Raw genomic sequence first — 14,465 nt, 5'->3', positions numbered from 1 at the left:
GGTCAGGGCATGACAAGGTAAACAGCGCTGCCCGCCAGCAACAACGCCATGCTCCGGTTGAACAGCCGCATCCCCGCCGGGTTGCTCAGGTAGCCGCGTAAAAACGTCCCGGCATACACCCAGCAACCCACCGACAGATAGCAAATCACCAGATACACCGCCGCAAACTGCCACACCAGTCGCGCTTCGCCATCGGCGACGAACGCGCCCATCCCCGCCACACAGGCGAGCCAGGCTTTCGGGTTGAGCCATTGCATCACCGCGCCATACAGCATCGACGGCGCCCGCCCCGACTCCTTCGCCTGCAACTGCCCGTCGTCAGCCGCCAGCTTCCAGGCCATGAACAGCAGAAACGCCACGCCGCCCAGTTGCACCACGCGGGTCAGAAACGGCCACAGCTGCAGCAATTCATGCAGCCCCAGGCCCATCAACACCAGCAACAGCACAAACCCCAGGGTCGCCCCGGCCACGTGCCGCTGGCTGGCGCGAAAGCCGAACTGCGCCCCGGAACTCAGCGCCACGATATTCACCGGCCCCGGCGTGATCGACGCCACCAGCGCAAACGCCGCCATCGAAACAATCAGACTCATCGCACACCTGCTTCATATCGAGGAACAAGGCGCCCACGGTAACCAGCGCCCCGTCCCCGGTATTGAACAAAACTGCCCTGCTCCCTGAACAGCCAGGTGCTGCGCTCAGTCCAGACGCGGCACGGTGAAGCGGAATTCGCTGCCCTGCCCCGGCTCGCTCTCGGCAACGATCCGCCCGCCATGGGCCTCGACGATGCCCTGGGTGATGTACAGACCCAGGCCGGTGCCGGTCGGATTGCCCTCTTTCACCGTCCAGTAACGGTCAAACACGTGAGGCAGGTGTTCCTTGGGAATGCCTTCGCCGCTGTCGCGCACGGTGAACACGATGTCATCGCCCACTGACCTGGCATGCACGCCGACCGTGCCCAGGCGCGGGGTGAACTTGATCGCGTTGCCCACCAGATTCGACAGCACCTGGAACAACCGCTCCGGGTCAGCATGAATGGTCAGGTCAGGGTCAGCGTCGAACGAGATGCTGATGTCCTTGTCCAGCGCCAGCGGTGCCAACAGCGATTGCGCTTCCTCGAACATCTGCGCGACGTCGAGTCGCTGCGGCGCGATGGTGTAGCGCCCGGCGTCGATCTTCGAAGTATCGAGCAAGTCTTCCAGCAGCGTGTTCATGCGTCCGGCGGCTTGTTGCATGGTGTCGATGGCGGTGGAGATACGCCGCGAAGTGTGCGGACCGTCAGAGCTGAAGGCCTTCTGCATCATGCCGCACAGCATCGAAATCACCGTCATCGGGTTGCGCAGATCGTGGGACACCACGGCCACCAGCTCATCGCGGGCGCGCACCGCCTCCTGCTCGCGCCGCACCTGGCGGGCCAGATCGTTTTCCAGGGCCGAACGGCGCAGGTCGTTGGCGGCGAACAGGTCGCCGTGACTCCACTTGGTGGAAATGCCGGCCATTTCCACTTTCCAGATTTCAAACGAGGTGCGCGGACGCAGGCGCAGGCCGGCTTCGGAGTTTTCCAGATCCAGCGGTTTGCGCGGATCGCCGCTCCAGTTGATGTTCTCTTTGACCTCCGGACGGAACCACAGCACGCCGTTGTCCACCGGTTTGGGCAGGCTCATGGCGAGCACGCCGCTGGCGACCTGCTGATAAGCCGCCGCCGGTGGGTAGGCATCCGCCAGATGGTGGCTGGCGAACACCGGCTGGCCAGTTTCCTGCAACCATTTGTGCAGGGCGCGGATGTCTTCCGGCTCCGGGCAGTTGCCGTAACGGTGCAGCTGTTTGTCCTCGATGATCGCGATGCCGCCGGCATTGGTCAGCGCCATCAGTACTTCTGGCTGATGGGCCAGGCCATCGAACACGTTCTGCGGCGAATCGATCATCGCCTGGTTGAGCAACGCCAGCGCCTCGACTTTCTCTTCGCGCTGGCGGCTGACTTCCAGTGCTTCCATCGCGCTGATCTGCAACGACAGCACCTGGCCGATGGTCTGGCACGCCGTGCGCAACTCATGGGGCACATGCAGCGGCTGGCGGTTGCCGCAACTGATCAAGCCCCAGAGCTTGTCGCCCTTGAGCAGGGAGATGCTCATCGACGACAGCACGCCCATGTTCTTCATGTACTGGCAGTGGATCGGCGACACGCTGCGCAGGGTGGCGAAACTCAGGTCGAGCGGGGTCTGGGTGTCCGGGCGCAGCTTGGGCAGCAGCGGCACCGGTTGGTAGTCGGCGTTGGGGATGATCCGCAGCCAGTTGGTGCGGTACAGCTCGCGGGCCTGCTCGGGGATGTCGGAGGCCGGGAAGAACAGACCGTTGAAGACCTCCATCGACGGGTCGGACGCTTCGGCGATGACCTGGCCGTGACCCTCCTCCTCGAAGCGGTAGATCAGCACCCGGTCGTAGCCGGTCATCGCCTGGATTTCCCTGACGCTGATGTCGTACAGCGCTTGCAGGGTCTGGGCCGCCTGCAGGCGCTGGAGCATCCGCCCCAGATGGGTTTCGGTGCCGGCAACGTTGCGCGGCTGGAAGTTCTCGACGTGGATTTCCAGTTCCAGGATCAGCACACCCTGATGCCGGTGCAGCAAGCCTTCAAACGCCGTGCCGTTGAGCCGCAAGTGCAGCGGCGGCGCGTCGGACAGCAGCGGTTGCTGCACGGCAGCACGAACCTGCTCGGCATGGGCCTCACCGATCAGTGCCGCCAGCGGCTGGCCGATCAGCTCCTGTGGCGCACGCGCCAGCAGGGTTTCAACGTTGGCGCTGATCTGGATGATCGACAGCTGCGGCTCGCTCAGGGTCAACAGCAGACCATGCGGCTGGATCGCGCCGGGAAAGCGGATCGGCTCGTCGGCGCAGTTGGCCAGCAACTCTTCAAAGGCGTCTTGGTCTTGCGGGGTCATACCAGAACCTCCTGGCTTTCGAGCCAACGCTCGAAACAGCTGAATGTGGTGTGGGCGGCCGCCACGACGGCTTCACGCTCGGCGGCGTCCATCGAGCGACCGCCCAGGTAATCGATGAAGTCGCGCCAGCGTCGGCCGGTGGCGGCACCATAAATGTCGAGAAACGCCGCACCGTTTTGCCCATCCAGGCTCAGCCGTGCAGCGATTTCCCGGCGCAGGATCTGTCCGCCGAGGGTCGCGCCTTCAAGCACGTACAACACGCCAAGGCAGGCAGCGGCGGAGTCGATGACAGGCAACTGGCGGCACAGCGGCAGCCGCTCCAGCGCCTCGGCGGGCAGGCCCAGGGTCAGCAGGTCGCTGCGCAGGGTCGAGACTTTCAAGCGCGGGTTCAGATCGAAATCGGCAGGGACGGCCTCGCTGTCCTGCAACGCGCGTTCCAGCGGCAGGTAAAAACCGTAATAGGCCCGCATCAGCCGTTCGAAAGCGGACAAATCCAGGCTGTCGGAGAAAAAGGGCAGGCGTTTTTCCAGGGCGATGTGCAGTTCGGCGGTGCCGGTGCGCAGATCCTGCAGTACCGGTGGTACAAAAACCTCACGGACCGTTGCTTGCATGTAGATCGCTCATGTTGTGGGCCGCTTGGGCCATGGGGAGTGAGAGCTTACACGGCATTGGCTTTTTCTGACCCGATAGATGGTTTTTTCTGCCGTTGCCTCTCCCTGTGAGGAATTCTGAGTCGCGGATCGGGGATAAAGTTCGAAGAGATTGCCAGCACTGCGCCATCGCTGTACCGCGACACTGTCGCCTGACTGTACGTGTCAGCCCTTCCCACGCCGTGATAAAAATGCCGCTCCCGTCACCGGAGCCCGCGCCATGGATCTCGCCACCCTCTCCCTGTTTCTGCCCGCCTGCTTCGCCTTGAACATGGCACCCGGCCCGAACAATCTGCTGTCGGTCAGCAATGCCACGCGCTATGGCTATCGTCGGGCCTGCGTGGCCGGCGTCGGGCGGTTGCTGGCATTTGCCGGGATGATTGCCCTCGCAGCGGCCGGGTTGTCGGTGGTGCTGCAAACGTCTGAACTGCTGTTCTACGGGATCAAGATTCTGGGCGCGGCTTATCTGCTGTATCTGGCGTGGCAGCTTTGGCACGCCAAACCTGGCGCAGAAGACGCCGCTGCCGCACCGGCGAACGGGCTACTGGCGCTGGCCCGCCAGGAGTTCCTGGTGGCCGCAGGCAATCCGAAGGCAATACTCATCTTCACCGCATTTCTGCCGCAATTCGTCGATCCGGCCCGCGCCATCACCCCGCAATTCATGCTGCTGGGTGTGCTGTTCCTGCTGCTGGAATGGATCGCCATCAGCGCCTACGCCTACATGGGCCTGCACATGCGTCGCTGGTTCGCCGAACCGCGCGGCAAACGGATTTTCAATCGTTGCTGCGCGGGGCTGTTGTCGGCGGCGGCCTCGGTGTTGCTGATGGCCAGGCGCGCCTGATCCTCAAGCCTCAGACGGGCCTTTGAGCTCGACCTGATTGCCGTCCGGATCAAAGCAATACAGCGACAGGCCGTAGCCCTCGGCGCCGAAGCGGGTGGCGGCTTTTTCCACGCTCAAGCCACAGGATTGCAGGTGACGGACCAGCGCCGCCTCATCGAACGGCTCGATGCGCAGGCAGAAGTGATCGACATTGCGCCGCTCGCCACCGGCAGCGGCGCCGCCCTTGCGGCCGATTTCGCCGTGGATGTCGACCAGATCGATCATCGATGTGCCGGCGCGTAGATGCACCAGGCCCAGTTTTTCGTTGTGCCTGACCACTTCGGCGCCGAAGACCCGGTCGTAGAAATCAATGCTGCGCTGCATATCCGCGACGCGCAGGACGATGTGGTCGATGTGTTGAATCGTGAACGGTGACATACATGCAATTCCCGAGTTGAAGCGACCCGATCAATGTAGTGCAGCGGCCCGAAAATTCACTGTCGATTTTTCGGTGGAGCCATCGAAAACCCGGATTTATGCTCGGCCCATGAACATACAGACCGCTGTCCTGCCGCCCCACGCCGAAATGGTTCGCGCCATGCTCGAACGCGACACTGCCTATGAAGGCGTGTTCTTCACGGCCGTGAAAACCACCGGGATCTTCTGCCGCCCCAGTTGCACGGCGCGCAAGCCGAAACCGGAGAATGTCGAGTTCTTCGCCCACGCCGACGACTGCCTGTCCGCCGGTTACCGCGCCTGCCTGCGCTGCAAGCCGCTGGACGCGGCGGCCATCGCCCCGGACTGGGTGCAGCGTCTGCTCAAGGCTGTGGACGCCGAACCGGAGCAGCGCTGGAGCGATGCACAATTGCTCGCCGAGGGTATCGAGCCGCTGAAGCTGCGGCGCTGGTTCAAACAGCATTTCGGCATGACCTTTCACGCCTGGCTGCGCACCCGCCGACTCGGCATGGCGCTGGGAGGAATCAGGCAAGGCACGTCCATCGACCACGCGGCGTTCGATTCCGGTTACGAATCCCTCAGCGGTTTTCGCGATGCGTTCCAGAAGTCGTTCCACATTACGCCGGGGCGTGCGGCGACCAGTGAGCCGCTGCTGTTCACCCGCCTGACCACGCCACTGGGGCCGATGATCGCCATGGCCGAACGGCGCGGGCTGGTGCTGCTGGAGTTTCTCGACCGCCCGGCGCTGACCCGGGAAGTCGAAGCGCTGCAAAACCGTCACGGCTACGTGGTCGCGCCGGGGCACAACGCGCATTTGCAGCAGATCGAACGTGAACTGGCGCTGTACTTCGCCGGCCAACTCAACGAATTCAGCGTGCCGCTGCACTTGCCCGGCAGCGAGTTCGCCCGCCAGGTCTGGGCCCAATTGCGGCAAATCCCCTACGGCCACACCAGCACCTATGGCACCATCGCCGCACGCCTGGGCAAGCCCGGCGCCAGCCGCGCGGTGGGCCTGGCCAACGGGCACAATCGGCTGTCGATCGTGGTGCCCTGCCATCGGGTGATCGGGGCGGATGGCTCGCTGACCGGCTATGGTGGAGGACAACCGCGCAAGGCGTTTCTGCTCAGGCTGGAAAACGCAGCGGTACAACTCACGCAACAACTGGCTTTCTGACGATCTGGACCACTGACAAGAAGGGATTTCGATGAGCGCGCTCGACACACAGTTTCACCAGTTGCATCAACAAGACTTGCTGATCCTGACCAACGTCGCCGACGCCACCGGCGCGCGACTGGTCGAACATCTGGGCGGCAAGGCCGTCGCCACCAGCAGCGCCGCCGTGGCCTGGGTCCACGGTTACCCGGACGGCAACACCCTGCCCCTTGAACGCCTGATCAGTACCGTGGAATCCATCGCCCGGGTGATCAAGGTGCCGCTGAGCGTGGACATCGAGGCCGGTTACTCCGATGACCTCGGCCGGGTCGCCGAAGTGGTCGACGCGGTGCTGGCCGCTGGTGCGGTCGGGATCAACATCGAGGACGGCAACGGCGCGCCGGAACTGCTGGCACGCAAGATCGAAGTGGCCCGGCAAGTGGCGGCGAAACACGCTGTGAAGCTGTTCATCAACGCCCGCACCGATGTGTATCTGCGCGGCCTGGTGCCTGCCGAGGATCGCGTCGCCGAAACCCTGCGCCGGGCCGCGTTGTATCAGGCGGCCGGAACCGACGGGCTGTTCGCCGCGGGTGTCACCTCGGCCTACGAGATCGCAGCCATCTGCAAAGGCACGAAGCTGCCGGTCAACGTTCTCGGCTTCGCGGGCCTGCCCTCCCCCGAAGAACTCAAGGCCCTGGGCGTGCGCCGCTTGAGCGCCGGCTCCGGGATCGCCGAGTTTCTCTATGGCGCGATGGGTTCGCTGGTGAAGAGCTTCCTCGCCAACGGCCAACTCGACAGCCGCGATCTGAAGGCGCTGACCTATGGCGAAGTCAACGGTTTGCTGAAATAGGCCATGACCGATCCATATGAAGCGGCGAGCGCTTTCCTCGCCGCCCTCGACGCCGACTGGCAGCACCACATCGCTGCCGTCGGCCCTTGCCTGCACCAGCCGCACCCGGCGCGGGATCCTTACGAGTCGCTGGTGCGGGCGATCGCCTATCAGCAACTGCACGCCAAGGCCGGCGATGCGATTGTGGGACGACTGGTGGGGTTGTTTGCCGGACAGACCTTTCCACGCCCCGAGCAGATTCTGGCGACGGATTTCGAGCGGCTGCGCGGTTGCGGGTTTTCGGCGGGGAAAATCGCGACGATTCAGGGGATTGCCCAAGCAACGCTGGATGGCGTGGTGCCGGACTACGCCACGGCGCTGGCGATGGACGATGAGGCGCTGATCGAGCGGCTGATCAGCCTGCGCGGGGTCGGGCGCTGGACGGTGGAGATGTTGCTGATCTACAGCCTGGAACGCGGGGACATCCTGCCGGCGGATGATTTTGGTGTACGCGAAGGCTATCGGCGCCTCAAAGGGCTGGAGGTACAGCCGACGCGCAGACAGATGATCGAGATTGGATTGGACTGGAGTCCGTACCGGACAGTGGCGGCGTGGTACTTGTGGCGAGTGCCGAAGCAGCCCTCTCCCGGCGGGAGAGGGGATTGATCGGGGGACGGCTCCCTCCGGGCGGCCCGGCGTTTCGGCAGGACTGGAGTGAGGAGCCGGCCAGCACAACACATCAATAACCGCTAAACAGATGTAGCGACTTTCGCAGCCACTACCCCACTCCCCTCCACCGGACTCTGCGCCTTGCACGCCTGGCTCAACGTCAGCGACTTGGTCTCCGGCGCCCACGCCCACGACAGCAGCGCGCCAATCGCCAGGATCGCCGCCAGAATTCCCATGGTCGGACTCAGACCGATCCCCGCCACACTCACCGGCAGCAGGAACGTGCTCACCGCCGAACCCAGACGACTCACCGCCGTCGCCAGACCAATACCACTGGCGCGCACTTCGGTGGGGAAGCTCTCAGCCGGGAACACCCCGACCAGATTGCTCACCGCCGACAACACCAGCGTGAACACCCCGAACACCAGCACCATCAGCCACGCCGCACTGCTCGGCAGTACCGCCAGCAGAAACAGCGCCACCGCGAGGATGATGAACGAGTTGATCAGGAACCCGCGTCGAGTGAACTTGATCGTGCACCAGATGCCGATCAGCGCGCCGAGGATCAGCAGCATGTTCAGCATCAACTCGGTGCCGAAACCTTCGGCCAGGCCCATCTTCTGCAGGATCGACGGCAGGAAGGTGTAGATGGCGAAGTACGGCATGACGATGCAAACGAAGAACAGGCAGTTGAACGCCGTGCGCTTGCGGTACTCACGACTGAACAGCACGGCGTAGCCGGAGCGGGTTTCAGTGGACTGGCTTTCGTCGAGTTCGACATTGGCGCCCAGGTGTTTTTTGACGATCGCCCGCGCTTCGGCAACACGACCCTGATTGACCAGCCAGCGCGGCGATTCCGGAGTGCCGATACGCGCAATCAAAATCAACGCCGCCGGGATCGCCGACGAGGCCAGCATCCAGCGCCAGGCATCGTCGCCAAGGCTGAGCATGGCAGTCCCGACGAAGGTCGCGGCCACGTAACCGAACGTCCAGATCACGCTGAACGAGCCGAGCAGCACGCCGCGATGTTTCTTCGGCGCGAACTCGGCGAGCATCGCGTGGCCGACGCTGAAGTCGCCGCCCAACCCGATGCCGATCAGCACCCGACAGAGGAACAGGCTCATGGCGGTTTCGACGTAGAACTGCATGACCGAAGCCAGGGTGATCAGCACAAAACTGACCAGGAAGATTTTCTGCCGGCCGACCTTGTCCGAGATCCAGCCGAAAAACAGACTGCCGAGAAACAGCCCGATCAGCGCCGAGGCGCCGATCAAGCCTTGCCAGAAGGCATCCAGTTGCATCTGCGGACTGAGCAAGGTGAACGCGATGCCGATCAGGCCAAGGATGTAGCCGTCGGTGAAGTGCGCGCCGAAGGTCAGGCCGGCGATCTTGAGGTGGAATCGCCCGATGGGCAGGTCATCGATTTTTACGGGTTTAGCGGACATGTTCGTCTCCAATTGTTGTTATTGACGGAGAAACGGAGCGCTTGCGTTGGTCTTGCGGGAGCCAGCCTGCTCCCGCAAGGCCGAGGTGAATCTAGAGGCCACCCATCAACAGGTATTTGATCTCCAGATAGTCATCCAGACCGTACTTCGAACCTTCGCGTCCCAGGCCCGATTCCTTGATCCCACCGAATGGCGCGACTTCGGTGGAGATGATCCCTTCGTTGATCCCGACCATGCCCGCTTCCAGCCCTTCGGCCATGCGCCAGACCCGGCCGATGTCGCGGCTGTAGAAGTACGCCGACAGACCGAACGGTGTGTCGTTGGCCCGCGCCAGCACTTCGGCTTCGTCCCTGAAGCGGAAACAGGCGGCCACCGGGCCGAAGGTTTCGTCCTGGGCAATCAGCATGTCGCCGTTGACTTCGGTGAGGATGGTCGGCTCGTAGAACGTGCCACCCAGTGCATGTCGACGACCACCGCAAAGCAGCGTGGCGCCTTTTTCCAACGCATCGCTGACATGACTTTCCACCTTGGCCAGTGCCGCGTTGTTGATCAGCGGACCTTGCTCGGTTTCACCTTCCAGCGCATGGCCGACGCGCATGGCCGCCACGGCTTCGGCGAGCTTGCCGGTGAAGGCTTCGTAGACGCCGTCCTGAATGAAGAAGCGGTTGACGCACACACAGGTCTGCCCGGTGTTGCGGAATTTGGAAGCCATCGCGCCTTTGACGGCGGCATCCAGATCGGCATCGTCGAAGACAATGAACGGCGCGTTGCCACCCAGTTCCAGCGAGACTTTTTTCAAAGTGTCGGCAGCTTGGCGCATCAGCAATTTGCCGGTGCGGGTGGAGCCGGTGAACGACAGTTTGCGCACCACGCTGGAAGCCTGCAGCGCGCCGCCAATCGCCACGGCATCGCCGGAAACGATGTTGAACACGCCGGCCGGAATGCCGGCCTGCTCAGCCAGCACCGCGAGGGCGAAAGCCGACAGCGGCGTTTCTTCCGACGGTTTGAGAATCATCGTGCAACCCGCCGCCAGCGCCGGTCCGACCTTGCGGGTGACCATCGCCAGCGGGAAGTTCCAAGGAGTGATCGCCGCGACCACGCCGATGGCTTCCTTGGTCACGATGATCCGCGCATCCGCCTTGTGGCTCGGAATGACATCGCCGTAGGCACGCTTGGCTTCCTCACCGAACCACTCGAGAAAACTCGCCGCGTAAACCACTTCGCCCATGGCCTCGGCGAGCGGTTTACCCTGTTCGCGACTGAGCAGGGTCGCCAGATCCTTCTGGTTGGCGAGCATCAGCTCGCTCCAGCGCTTCAGGCGCTGGCTGCGTTCCTTGGCGGTAAGTTTGCGCCAGGCCGGCAAGGCCCGGTTGGCCGCCTCGATGGCCAGGTCAGTCTCTTCAGCGCCAGCCTTTTGCACGTCGGTAATCAGTTCGCCGTTGGCCGGGTTGCGCACCGCATAGGTCGCGCCGCCCTGCCCCCACTGACCGTCAATGAAGTTGCCGTGACGAATCAACGCGCTCATGCCACCGCCCCTTGCAGAGTGAAACGCTCAAGGCCGGGACGGGCGTTGCGCAGGATGCGTTTGCCGGCGGTGTAATCGTTGATCACGTCGCACGGCGTGTAGTTGCGCTCCAGCTCATGCAGTTCTTCAGCGTCCAGTCGGGTCTCCAGGGCCGCCAGCGCGCTGTCGAATTGCGCGGTGGTGTCGGCGCCGACCAGCATGCAATCCACGCCCGGATGATTGGCCACCCAGGCCTGAGCGATCTGCGCGTTCGACACGCCACGGGCACGGGCCACACGCTGCACCGAATGGGCGATTTCGAACGAGGCTTCGTCGCTGTACATCTGCTGGGTGAAGAAGTCGGTCTGGTTGCGGGTCGACTGCACGTCACCGGTCAGCAAACCACGGGCCAGCGGGCTGAACACCGACACACCGATGCCCTGATCGCGGCAGAACGGAATCATCTCGCGCTCTTCTTCGCGGTAGGCGCAGTTCAGTTGCAGCTGCATGTTGATCGGCTTGACCCAGCCGTTGCGCTCGCAGGCCATGAGGATTTTGGCGAGCTGCCCGGTGAGCATGGTCGAGACGCCGATGTAACGGGCCTTGCCGGAACGCACGATGTCGTTCAGTGCGGCCATGGTTTCTTCGACCGGGGTGTTCACGTCGAAGTAATGCAGCATGAACACGTCGACATAATCCATGTCCAGACGCTTCAGCGAAGCATCGATGCTGTCCATGATGTGCTTGCGCGAATGACCGCTGGCGTTGATGCCACTGCGGGTGCCGTAGCCGACCTTGGTGGTGATCACCAGATCGTCGCGACGGGCCAGGCGCTTGACGATGCGCCCCACCACTTCCTCGCCGACGCCGGCGGAATAGAAGTCCGCCAGGTCGATGAAATTCACGCCGTTGTCCAGGGCGTGGGCCACGATCGGCTCGCTTTGTTTTTCATTGAAGATCCACGGTTTCCAGTCCGGGGTGCCCATGTTCATGGTGCCCAGGCACAGGCGGGAAACTTGCAGGCCGGAGTTGCCCAAACGAATGTATTGCATGGCGCGGACCTCAGGCTTTTGGCGTGTAGAAAGGGTTGCTGATGTGCGCGACAACGTCTTTCAGTTGCGCGGTTTCCGGCTTGCCGGTCAGGGCCGCGCGAATCGCGGTGCGGCAGGCGTTGTAGTTGTTCAGGTACACCGCATCGAGGTCGTCGCAGCCCGGGTTGACCCAGTTGGCGGTGACGATGGCCCACTCGTCTTCGGCTTCCGGCGGCAGGGTGCCGTCGAGCAGCGCTTCGAGCACTGCCTTGGCGATACCGGCCTGGGACGCGCCCCAGGTGGCGTTGCCGTGCAGATCGCTGCTGATCGCAGCCTTGTTCACGTACAAGGTCATCGGCTTGACCGGAATGTTCGGCTGGGCAATCACCATGAACGGGCAATGGCCCTGGCTCGGCGAGGCCAGGCTGTTGGCGAACGCCTGCCCTGCCGGACCGTTGCGCGGGCCGATCAGGATGTTGATGTGCGCGGCGTTCACGCCCGGGCCTTCGAAACCTTCACCGATGTACAGGTCGAGTTCTTTCATCAGTCATTACTCTTTGCGATGCAGAGGGATGTTTGGGTGTTCGGCAACTCACGCGGGCCGAGGGGCCGGCGCGGTCAATAACGGACGTGGGGAGGTGCGGCGGGAGAAAGGGGACATGGCTGCAAACGCTCTCTGGTTGTTATTGATGAGCTGTGTTTGCGATTTTTTAACACCGCGATTCGGGCGGGCTGTAACCATTAAAAATCATGGGGCAATGACTTTTAGTCATAGCCTCTGAAGGGGCAAAAAAAATCCCGCTCAGGGAGCGGGATCATTGCAACGTCGTTGATTACGCGACGACGGGAATCATCGGGTCGGCAGCGGCCAAGGCGCTCGCACGGTCAGCCGCAGGTGGATAGATCCATTGGGTGTTGATCTGGGTCTTGAGCGACTTGCCCTCCTCCTTGACCAGTTTCACCTGACGATCCCAGCCCTCGGTGTACACCGCGCCCCAAGCGCCGAGGTCCAGGCAGGTCACGTATTTCGGCTGGCTGTACGGCGTCGGGTCGACTCCCAGGATCTGCGCGGCGACGTTGTTGCCGGCGTGACGCCCCAGGGAAATCGCATGCTGGCAGGTCATCAGGGCAAAGTTGCCGATATCGTCGCTGGCCGCGTAAGCCACATCGCCGGTGGCGAAGATGTCGTCCTGGCCGATGACTTTCAGGTGCGCATCGACGTGCAGGCGGCCCTGACGATCACGCTCGGCGGGAATCTGCTCGGTCAGCGAGCTGGCGCGCACGCCGGTGGTCCAGACCACGGTGTTCGCTTCGATGCGCTGGCCGTCCGACAGCGTGACGCCGTTTGCATCGACCGACAGCACCGACACACCCAGTCGCCATTCGACGCCCAGCTCGGCGCTCGCCTCGGCAATCGACACGCTGATCGCCTCGCCCATCGCAGCACCGACCTTCTGCCCGCGATCGACGATGATGACTTGAATCTCGGCCTCGTCACCCAGCACCGCTCGCAGACGCGCCGGCATCTCGGTCGCGGTTTCGATCCCGGTGAAGCCGCCACCGGCGACCACGACGGTGTTGCGCGCCTGGCTTTGCGGCTGATCGATCAGCGATTTGAGGTGGGTTTCCAGGCGAATCGCCGCCTCGATCTGGTCGACGTCGAACGCATGTTGCGCCACGCCGGGAGTGTCCGGCAGAGCCAGGCCACTGCCGGAGGCCAGCACCAGTTTGTCGAAGTGGAACACCTGACCAACGCCGTCGGCATCGGTGTAGCCCACGGTTTTGGCATTGACGTCGATGGTCTTGGCCGCGCCCTTGATGAAGTTGACGCCAACCGCCGCAAACAGATCGCCCAGCGGTGCCGCCAGTTGATGAGCGTTCGGCTCGTAGAAGCGTGGACGCACCCGCAGCTCGGCTTGCGGGGCCAGCACGGTGACCTCGATGTTGTCGCGATTGTGCATGTCGACCAGACGCGTGGCGCTCAACGCCGTCCACATGCCACCGAAACCTGCGCCGATTACCAGAATGTGCTGTTTCATTGTTGTCTCCAGGCCAAGGCCAAGTCATTGAAAGAGGTTCGAGAACTCACGTTCATCGGGAGCCGGCACGCTTGCGATTCTAGAAAGCGTGGAACGCTGCTCACCTGATAACGGCGACTTTATTGGTCGCCTTTCAATTCAACAAGTCAGATTTCATGATAGTTAGCATCGAAAACTTCGATAGCTCGGAAGCTTGACATGTCGACAAAAAGCTCAGAAAACACCGTAATTACTGGCCGGAGACGGCTATACCCTCCTTCATTGCGCATTTGCCGCAGCCCGTTCAGCCTGTTAAAATATGCGACAATTACAGTCGGAGATATCTATGTCGCTTTACAGTGCGGGCGTCGAATACGGCATCCATTGCCTGGCCTTTCTGGTGGGTAACGGCGGCGACAGTCGCGAGGCCAGCGTGCGCGACCTCGCAGAGCTGCAAGGCGTGCCGCTGGATTACCTGGCGAAGATTTTCACCAAACTGGCCAAGGGCAAACTGGTGGTGTCCACCGGTGGGGTAAAGGGCGGCTTCACACTGGCGCGCCCGGCGGATGAAATCACCCTGCTCGACATCGTCAACGCCATCGATGGCCGCAAGAACATTTTCGAGTGCCGGGACATTCGCGGTCGCTGCGCCCTGTTCGAGGGTTCGCCACCAGAATGGGCGCTGGAGGGTACGTGCTCGATTCACGCCGCGATGATGACGGCGCAAAAGCGCATGGAAGACGCCCTGGCCCAACAGACCATTCTCGACATTGCCAGAAAGGTCGGGCGCAAGGCGCCGGCCGAGTTTTCCAGCCAACTGGAAGACTGGATGCAGGACCGTCGCGAGAAAAAGACCGGCGGTAATATTCCGCTCACCGATATTTCCGATTGAGCCCATCGCAATCGCAGGCGAAAAAAAAGCAGAAACCGTCAACCGGTTTCTGCTTTTTTTCATTC

14 protein-coding genes are annotated in these 14,465 nt (G+C 62.7%); 5 read left to right on the top strand and 9 right to left on the bottom strand.

Features of this window, described 5'->3' with window-relative positions; all coding sequences use genetic code 11:
- Window positions 1-2 precede the first annotated feature (2 nt).
- The 3 genes from KVQ74_RS22890 to KVQ74_RS22880 form a co-directional block, all read right to left on the bottom strand.
- On the bottom strand, window positions 3-590 hold the full coding sequence (locus tag KVQ74_RS22890) for a LysE family translocator (RefSeq protein WP_217833645.1): 588 nt from the start codon (window positions 588-590) through the stop codon (window positions 3-5).
- 105 nt (window positions 591-695) lie between these two features.
- Entirely contained in the window at window positions 696-2,933 is a 2,238-nt protein-coding gene (locus tag KVQ74_RS22885) for an ATP-binding protein (RefSeq protein ID WP_217833644.1), read from the bottom strand.
- Window positions 2,930-3,544 (bottom strand): biliverdin-producing heme oxygenase, encoded by a 615-nt coding sequence (locus KVQ74_RS22880; protein WP_217833643.1) that lies wholly within the window; start codon window positions 3,542-3,544, stop codon window positions 2,930-2,932. Before KVQ74_RS22880 ends, KVQ74_RS22885 begins: the two co-directional genes overlap by 4 nt.
- A 259-nt stretch (window positions 3,545-3,803) precedes the next feature.
- Between KVQ74_RS22880 and KVQ74_RS22875 the strand changes: the two genes are divergently transcribed.
- On the top strand, window positions 3,804-4,424 hold the full coding sequence (locus KVQ74_RS22875; RefSeq protein WP_217833642.1) for a LysE family translocator: 621 nt from the start codon (window positions 3,804-3,806) through the stop codon (window positions 4,422-4,424).
- A 3-nt stretch (window positions 4,425-4,427) separates the two neighbouring features.
- Here KVQ74_RS22875 and KVQ74_RS22870 read toward each other — a convergent pair whose 3' ends face one another.
- Window positions 4,428-4,841: a VOC family protein gene (locus tag KVQ74_RS22870; RefSeq protein WP_217833641.1), complete on the bottom strand. Its 414-nt coding sequence runs from the start codon at window positions 4,839-4,841 to the stop codon at window positions 4,428-4,430.
- A 109-nt stretch (window positions 4,842-4,950) separates the two neighbouring features.
- On the opposite strand from KVQ74_RS22870, the gene KVQ74_RS22865 reads away from it, so the two are divergent.
- From KVQ74_RS22865 to KVQ74_RS22855, 3 genes are read left to right on the top strand one after another with little or no spacing between them, the layout of a single operon-like run.
- The gene (locus KVQ74_RS22865) at window positions 4,951-6,033 is read left to right on the top strand and encodes a bifunctional transcriptional activator/DNA repair enzyme AdaA (protein ID WP_217833640.1); all 1,083 of its coding nucleotides are present in this window, start codon (window positions 4,951-4,953) and stop codon (window positions 6,031-6,033) included.
- A 31-nt stretch (window positions 6,034-6,064) separates the two neighbouring features.
- On the top strand, window positions 6,065-6,862 hold the full coding sequence (locus tag KVQ74_RS22860; protein ID WP_217833639.1) for an isocitrate lyase/PEP mutase family protein: 798 nt from the start codon (window positions 6,065-6,067) through the stop codon (window positions 6,860-6,862).
- 3 nt (window positions 6,863-6,865) lie between these two features.
- A complete protein-coding gene (locus tag KVQ74_RS22855) occupies window positions 6,866-7,507 on the top strand; it encodes a DNA-3-methyladenine glycosylase family protein (protein ID WP_217833638.1) in 642 nt (213 codons plus the stop codon).
- 83 nt (window positions 7,508-7,590) lie between these two features.
- Here KVQ74_RS22855 and KVQ74_RS22850 read toward each other — a convergent pair whose 3' ends face one another.
- From KVQ74_RS22850 to KVQ74_RS22830, 5 genes are all read right to left on the bottom strand, one after another.
- Window positions 7,591-8,955, bottom strand: a complete 1,365-nt coding sequence (locus tag KVQ74_RS22850; protein ID WP_217833637.1) for an MFS transporter — start codon at window positions 8,953-8,955, stop codon at window positions 7,591-7,593.
- Between the two features lie 91 nt (window positions 8,956-9,046).
- Window positions 9,047-10,480 carry an NAD-dependent succinate-semialdehyde dehydrogenase gene (locus KVQ74_RS22845; protein ID WP_217833636.1) on the bottom strand — a complete coding sequence of 478 codons (1,434 nt, stop codon included), beginning with the start codon at window positions 10,478-10,480 and terminating at the stop codon, window positions 9,047-9,049.
- The gene (locus KVQ74_RS22840; RefSeq protein ID WP_217833635.1) at window positions 10,477-11,511 is read right to left on the bottom strand and encodes an aldo/keto reductase; all 1,035 of its coding nucleotides are present in this window, start codon (window positions 11,509-11,511) and stop codon (window positions 10,477-10,479) included. Before KVQ74_RS22840 ends, KVQ74_RS22845 begins: the two co-directional genes overlap by 4 nt.
- A 10-nt stretch (window positions 11,512-11,521) precedes the next feature.
- Window positions 11,522-12,034 carry a formaldehyde-activating enzyme gene (fae, locus tag KVQ74_RS22835; RefSeq protein WP_217833634.1) on the bottom strand — a complete coding sequence of 171 codons (513 nt, stop codon included), beginning with the start codon at window positions 12,032-12,034 and terminating at the stop codon, window positions 11,522-11,524.
- Window positions 12,035-12,323: 289 nt separating this feature from the next.
- On the bottom strand, window positions 12,324-13,529 hold the full coding sequence (locus KVQ74_RS22830; RefSeq protein WP_217833633.1) for an NAD(P)/FAD-dependent oxidoreductase: 1,206 nt from the start codon (window positions 13,527-13,529) through the stop codon (window positions 12,324-12,326).
- A 325-nt stretch (window positions 13,530-13,854) separates the two neighbouring features.
- On the opposite strand from KVQ74_RS22830, the gene KVQ74_RS22825 reads away from it, so the two are divergent.
- Window positions 13,855-14,400, top strand: coding sequence for an RrF2 family transcriptional regulator (locus KVQ74_RS22825; RefSeq protein ID WP_217833632.1), 546 nt, complete (start codon window positions 13,855-13,857; stop codon window positions 14,398-14,400).
- The last annotated feature ends 65 nt before the right edge of the window (window positions 14,401-14,465 follow it).

The organism is Pseudomonas botevensis (genome assembly GCF_019145475.1).
GTDB classification, from domain to species: domain Bacteria; phylum Pseudomonadota; class Gammaproteobacteria; order Pseudomonadales; family Pseudomonadaceae; genus Aquipseudomonas; species Aquipseudomonas botevensis.
This window is presented reverse-complemented; position numbering and strand designations above follow the sequence as displayed.

Coding starts and splice junctions, on each gene's coding strand:
- KVQ74_RS22890 (WP_217833645.1), bottom strand. CDS start 590: ATGAGTCTGATTGTTTCGATGGCGGCGTTTGCGCTGGTGGCGTCGATC.
- KVQ74_RS22885 (WP_217833644.1), bottom strand. CDS start 2,933: ATGACCCCGCAAGACCAAGACGCCTTTGAAGAGTTGCTGGCCAACTGC.
- KVQ74_RS22880 (WP_217833643.1), bottom strand. CDS start 3,544: ATGCAAGCAACGGTCCGTGAGGTTTTTGTACCACCGGTACTGCAGGAT.
- KVQ74_RS22875 (WP_217833642.1), top strand. CDS start 3,804: ATGGATCTCGCCACCCTCTCCCTGTTTCTGCCCGCCTGCTTCGCCTTG.
- KVQ74_RS22870 (WP_217833641.1), bottom strand. CDS start 4,841: ATGTCACCGTTCACGATTCAACACATCGACCACATCGTCCTGCGCGTC.
- KVQ74_RS22865 (WP_217833640.1), top strand. CDS start 4,951: ATGAACATACAGACCGCTGTCCTGCCGCCCCACGCCGAAATGGTTCGC.
- KVQ74_RS22860 (WP_217833639.1), top strand. CDS start 6,065: ATGAGCGCGCTCGACACACAGTTTCACCAGTTGCATCAACAAGACTTG.
- KVQ74_RS22855 (WP_217833638.1), top strand. CDS start 6,866: ATGACCGATCCATATGAAGCGGCGAGCGCTTTCCTCGCCGCCCTCGAC.
- KVQ74_RS22850 (WP_217833637.1), bottom strand. CDS start 8,955: ATGTCCGCTAAACCCGTAAAAATCGATGACCTGCCCATCGGGCGATTC.
- KVQ74_RS22845 (WP_217833636.1), bottom strand. CDS start 10,480: ATGAGCGCGTTGATTCGTCACGGCAACTTCATTGACGGTCAGTGGGGG.
- KVQ74_RS22840 (WP_217833635.1), bottom strand. CDS start 11,511: ATGCAATACATTCGTTTGGGCAACTCCGGCCTGCAAGTTTCCCGCCTG.
- fae (WP_217833634.1), bottom strand. CDS start 12,034: ATGAAAGAACTCGACCTGTACATCGGTGAAGGTTTCGAAGGCCCGGGC.
- KVQ74_RS22830 (WP_217833633.1), bottom strand. CDS start 13,529: ATGAAACAGCACATTCTGGTAATCGGCGCAGGTTTCGGTGGCATGTGG.
- KVQ74_RS22825 (WP_217833632.1), top strand. CDS start 13,855: ATGTCGCTTTACAGTGCGGGCGTCGAATACGGCATCCATTGCCTGGCC.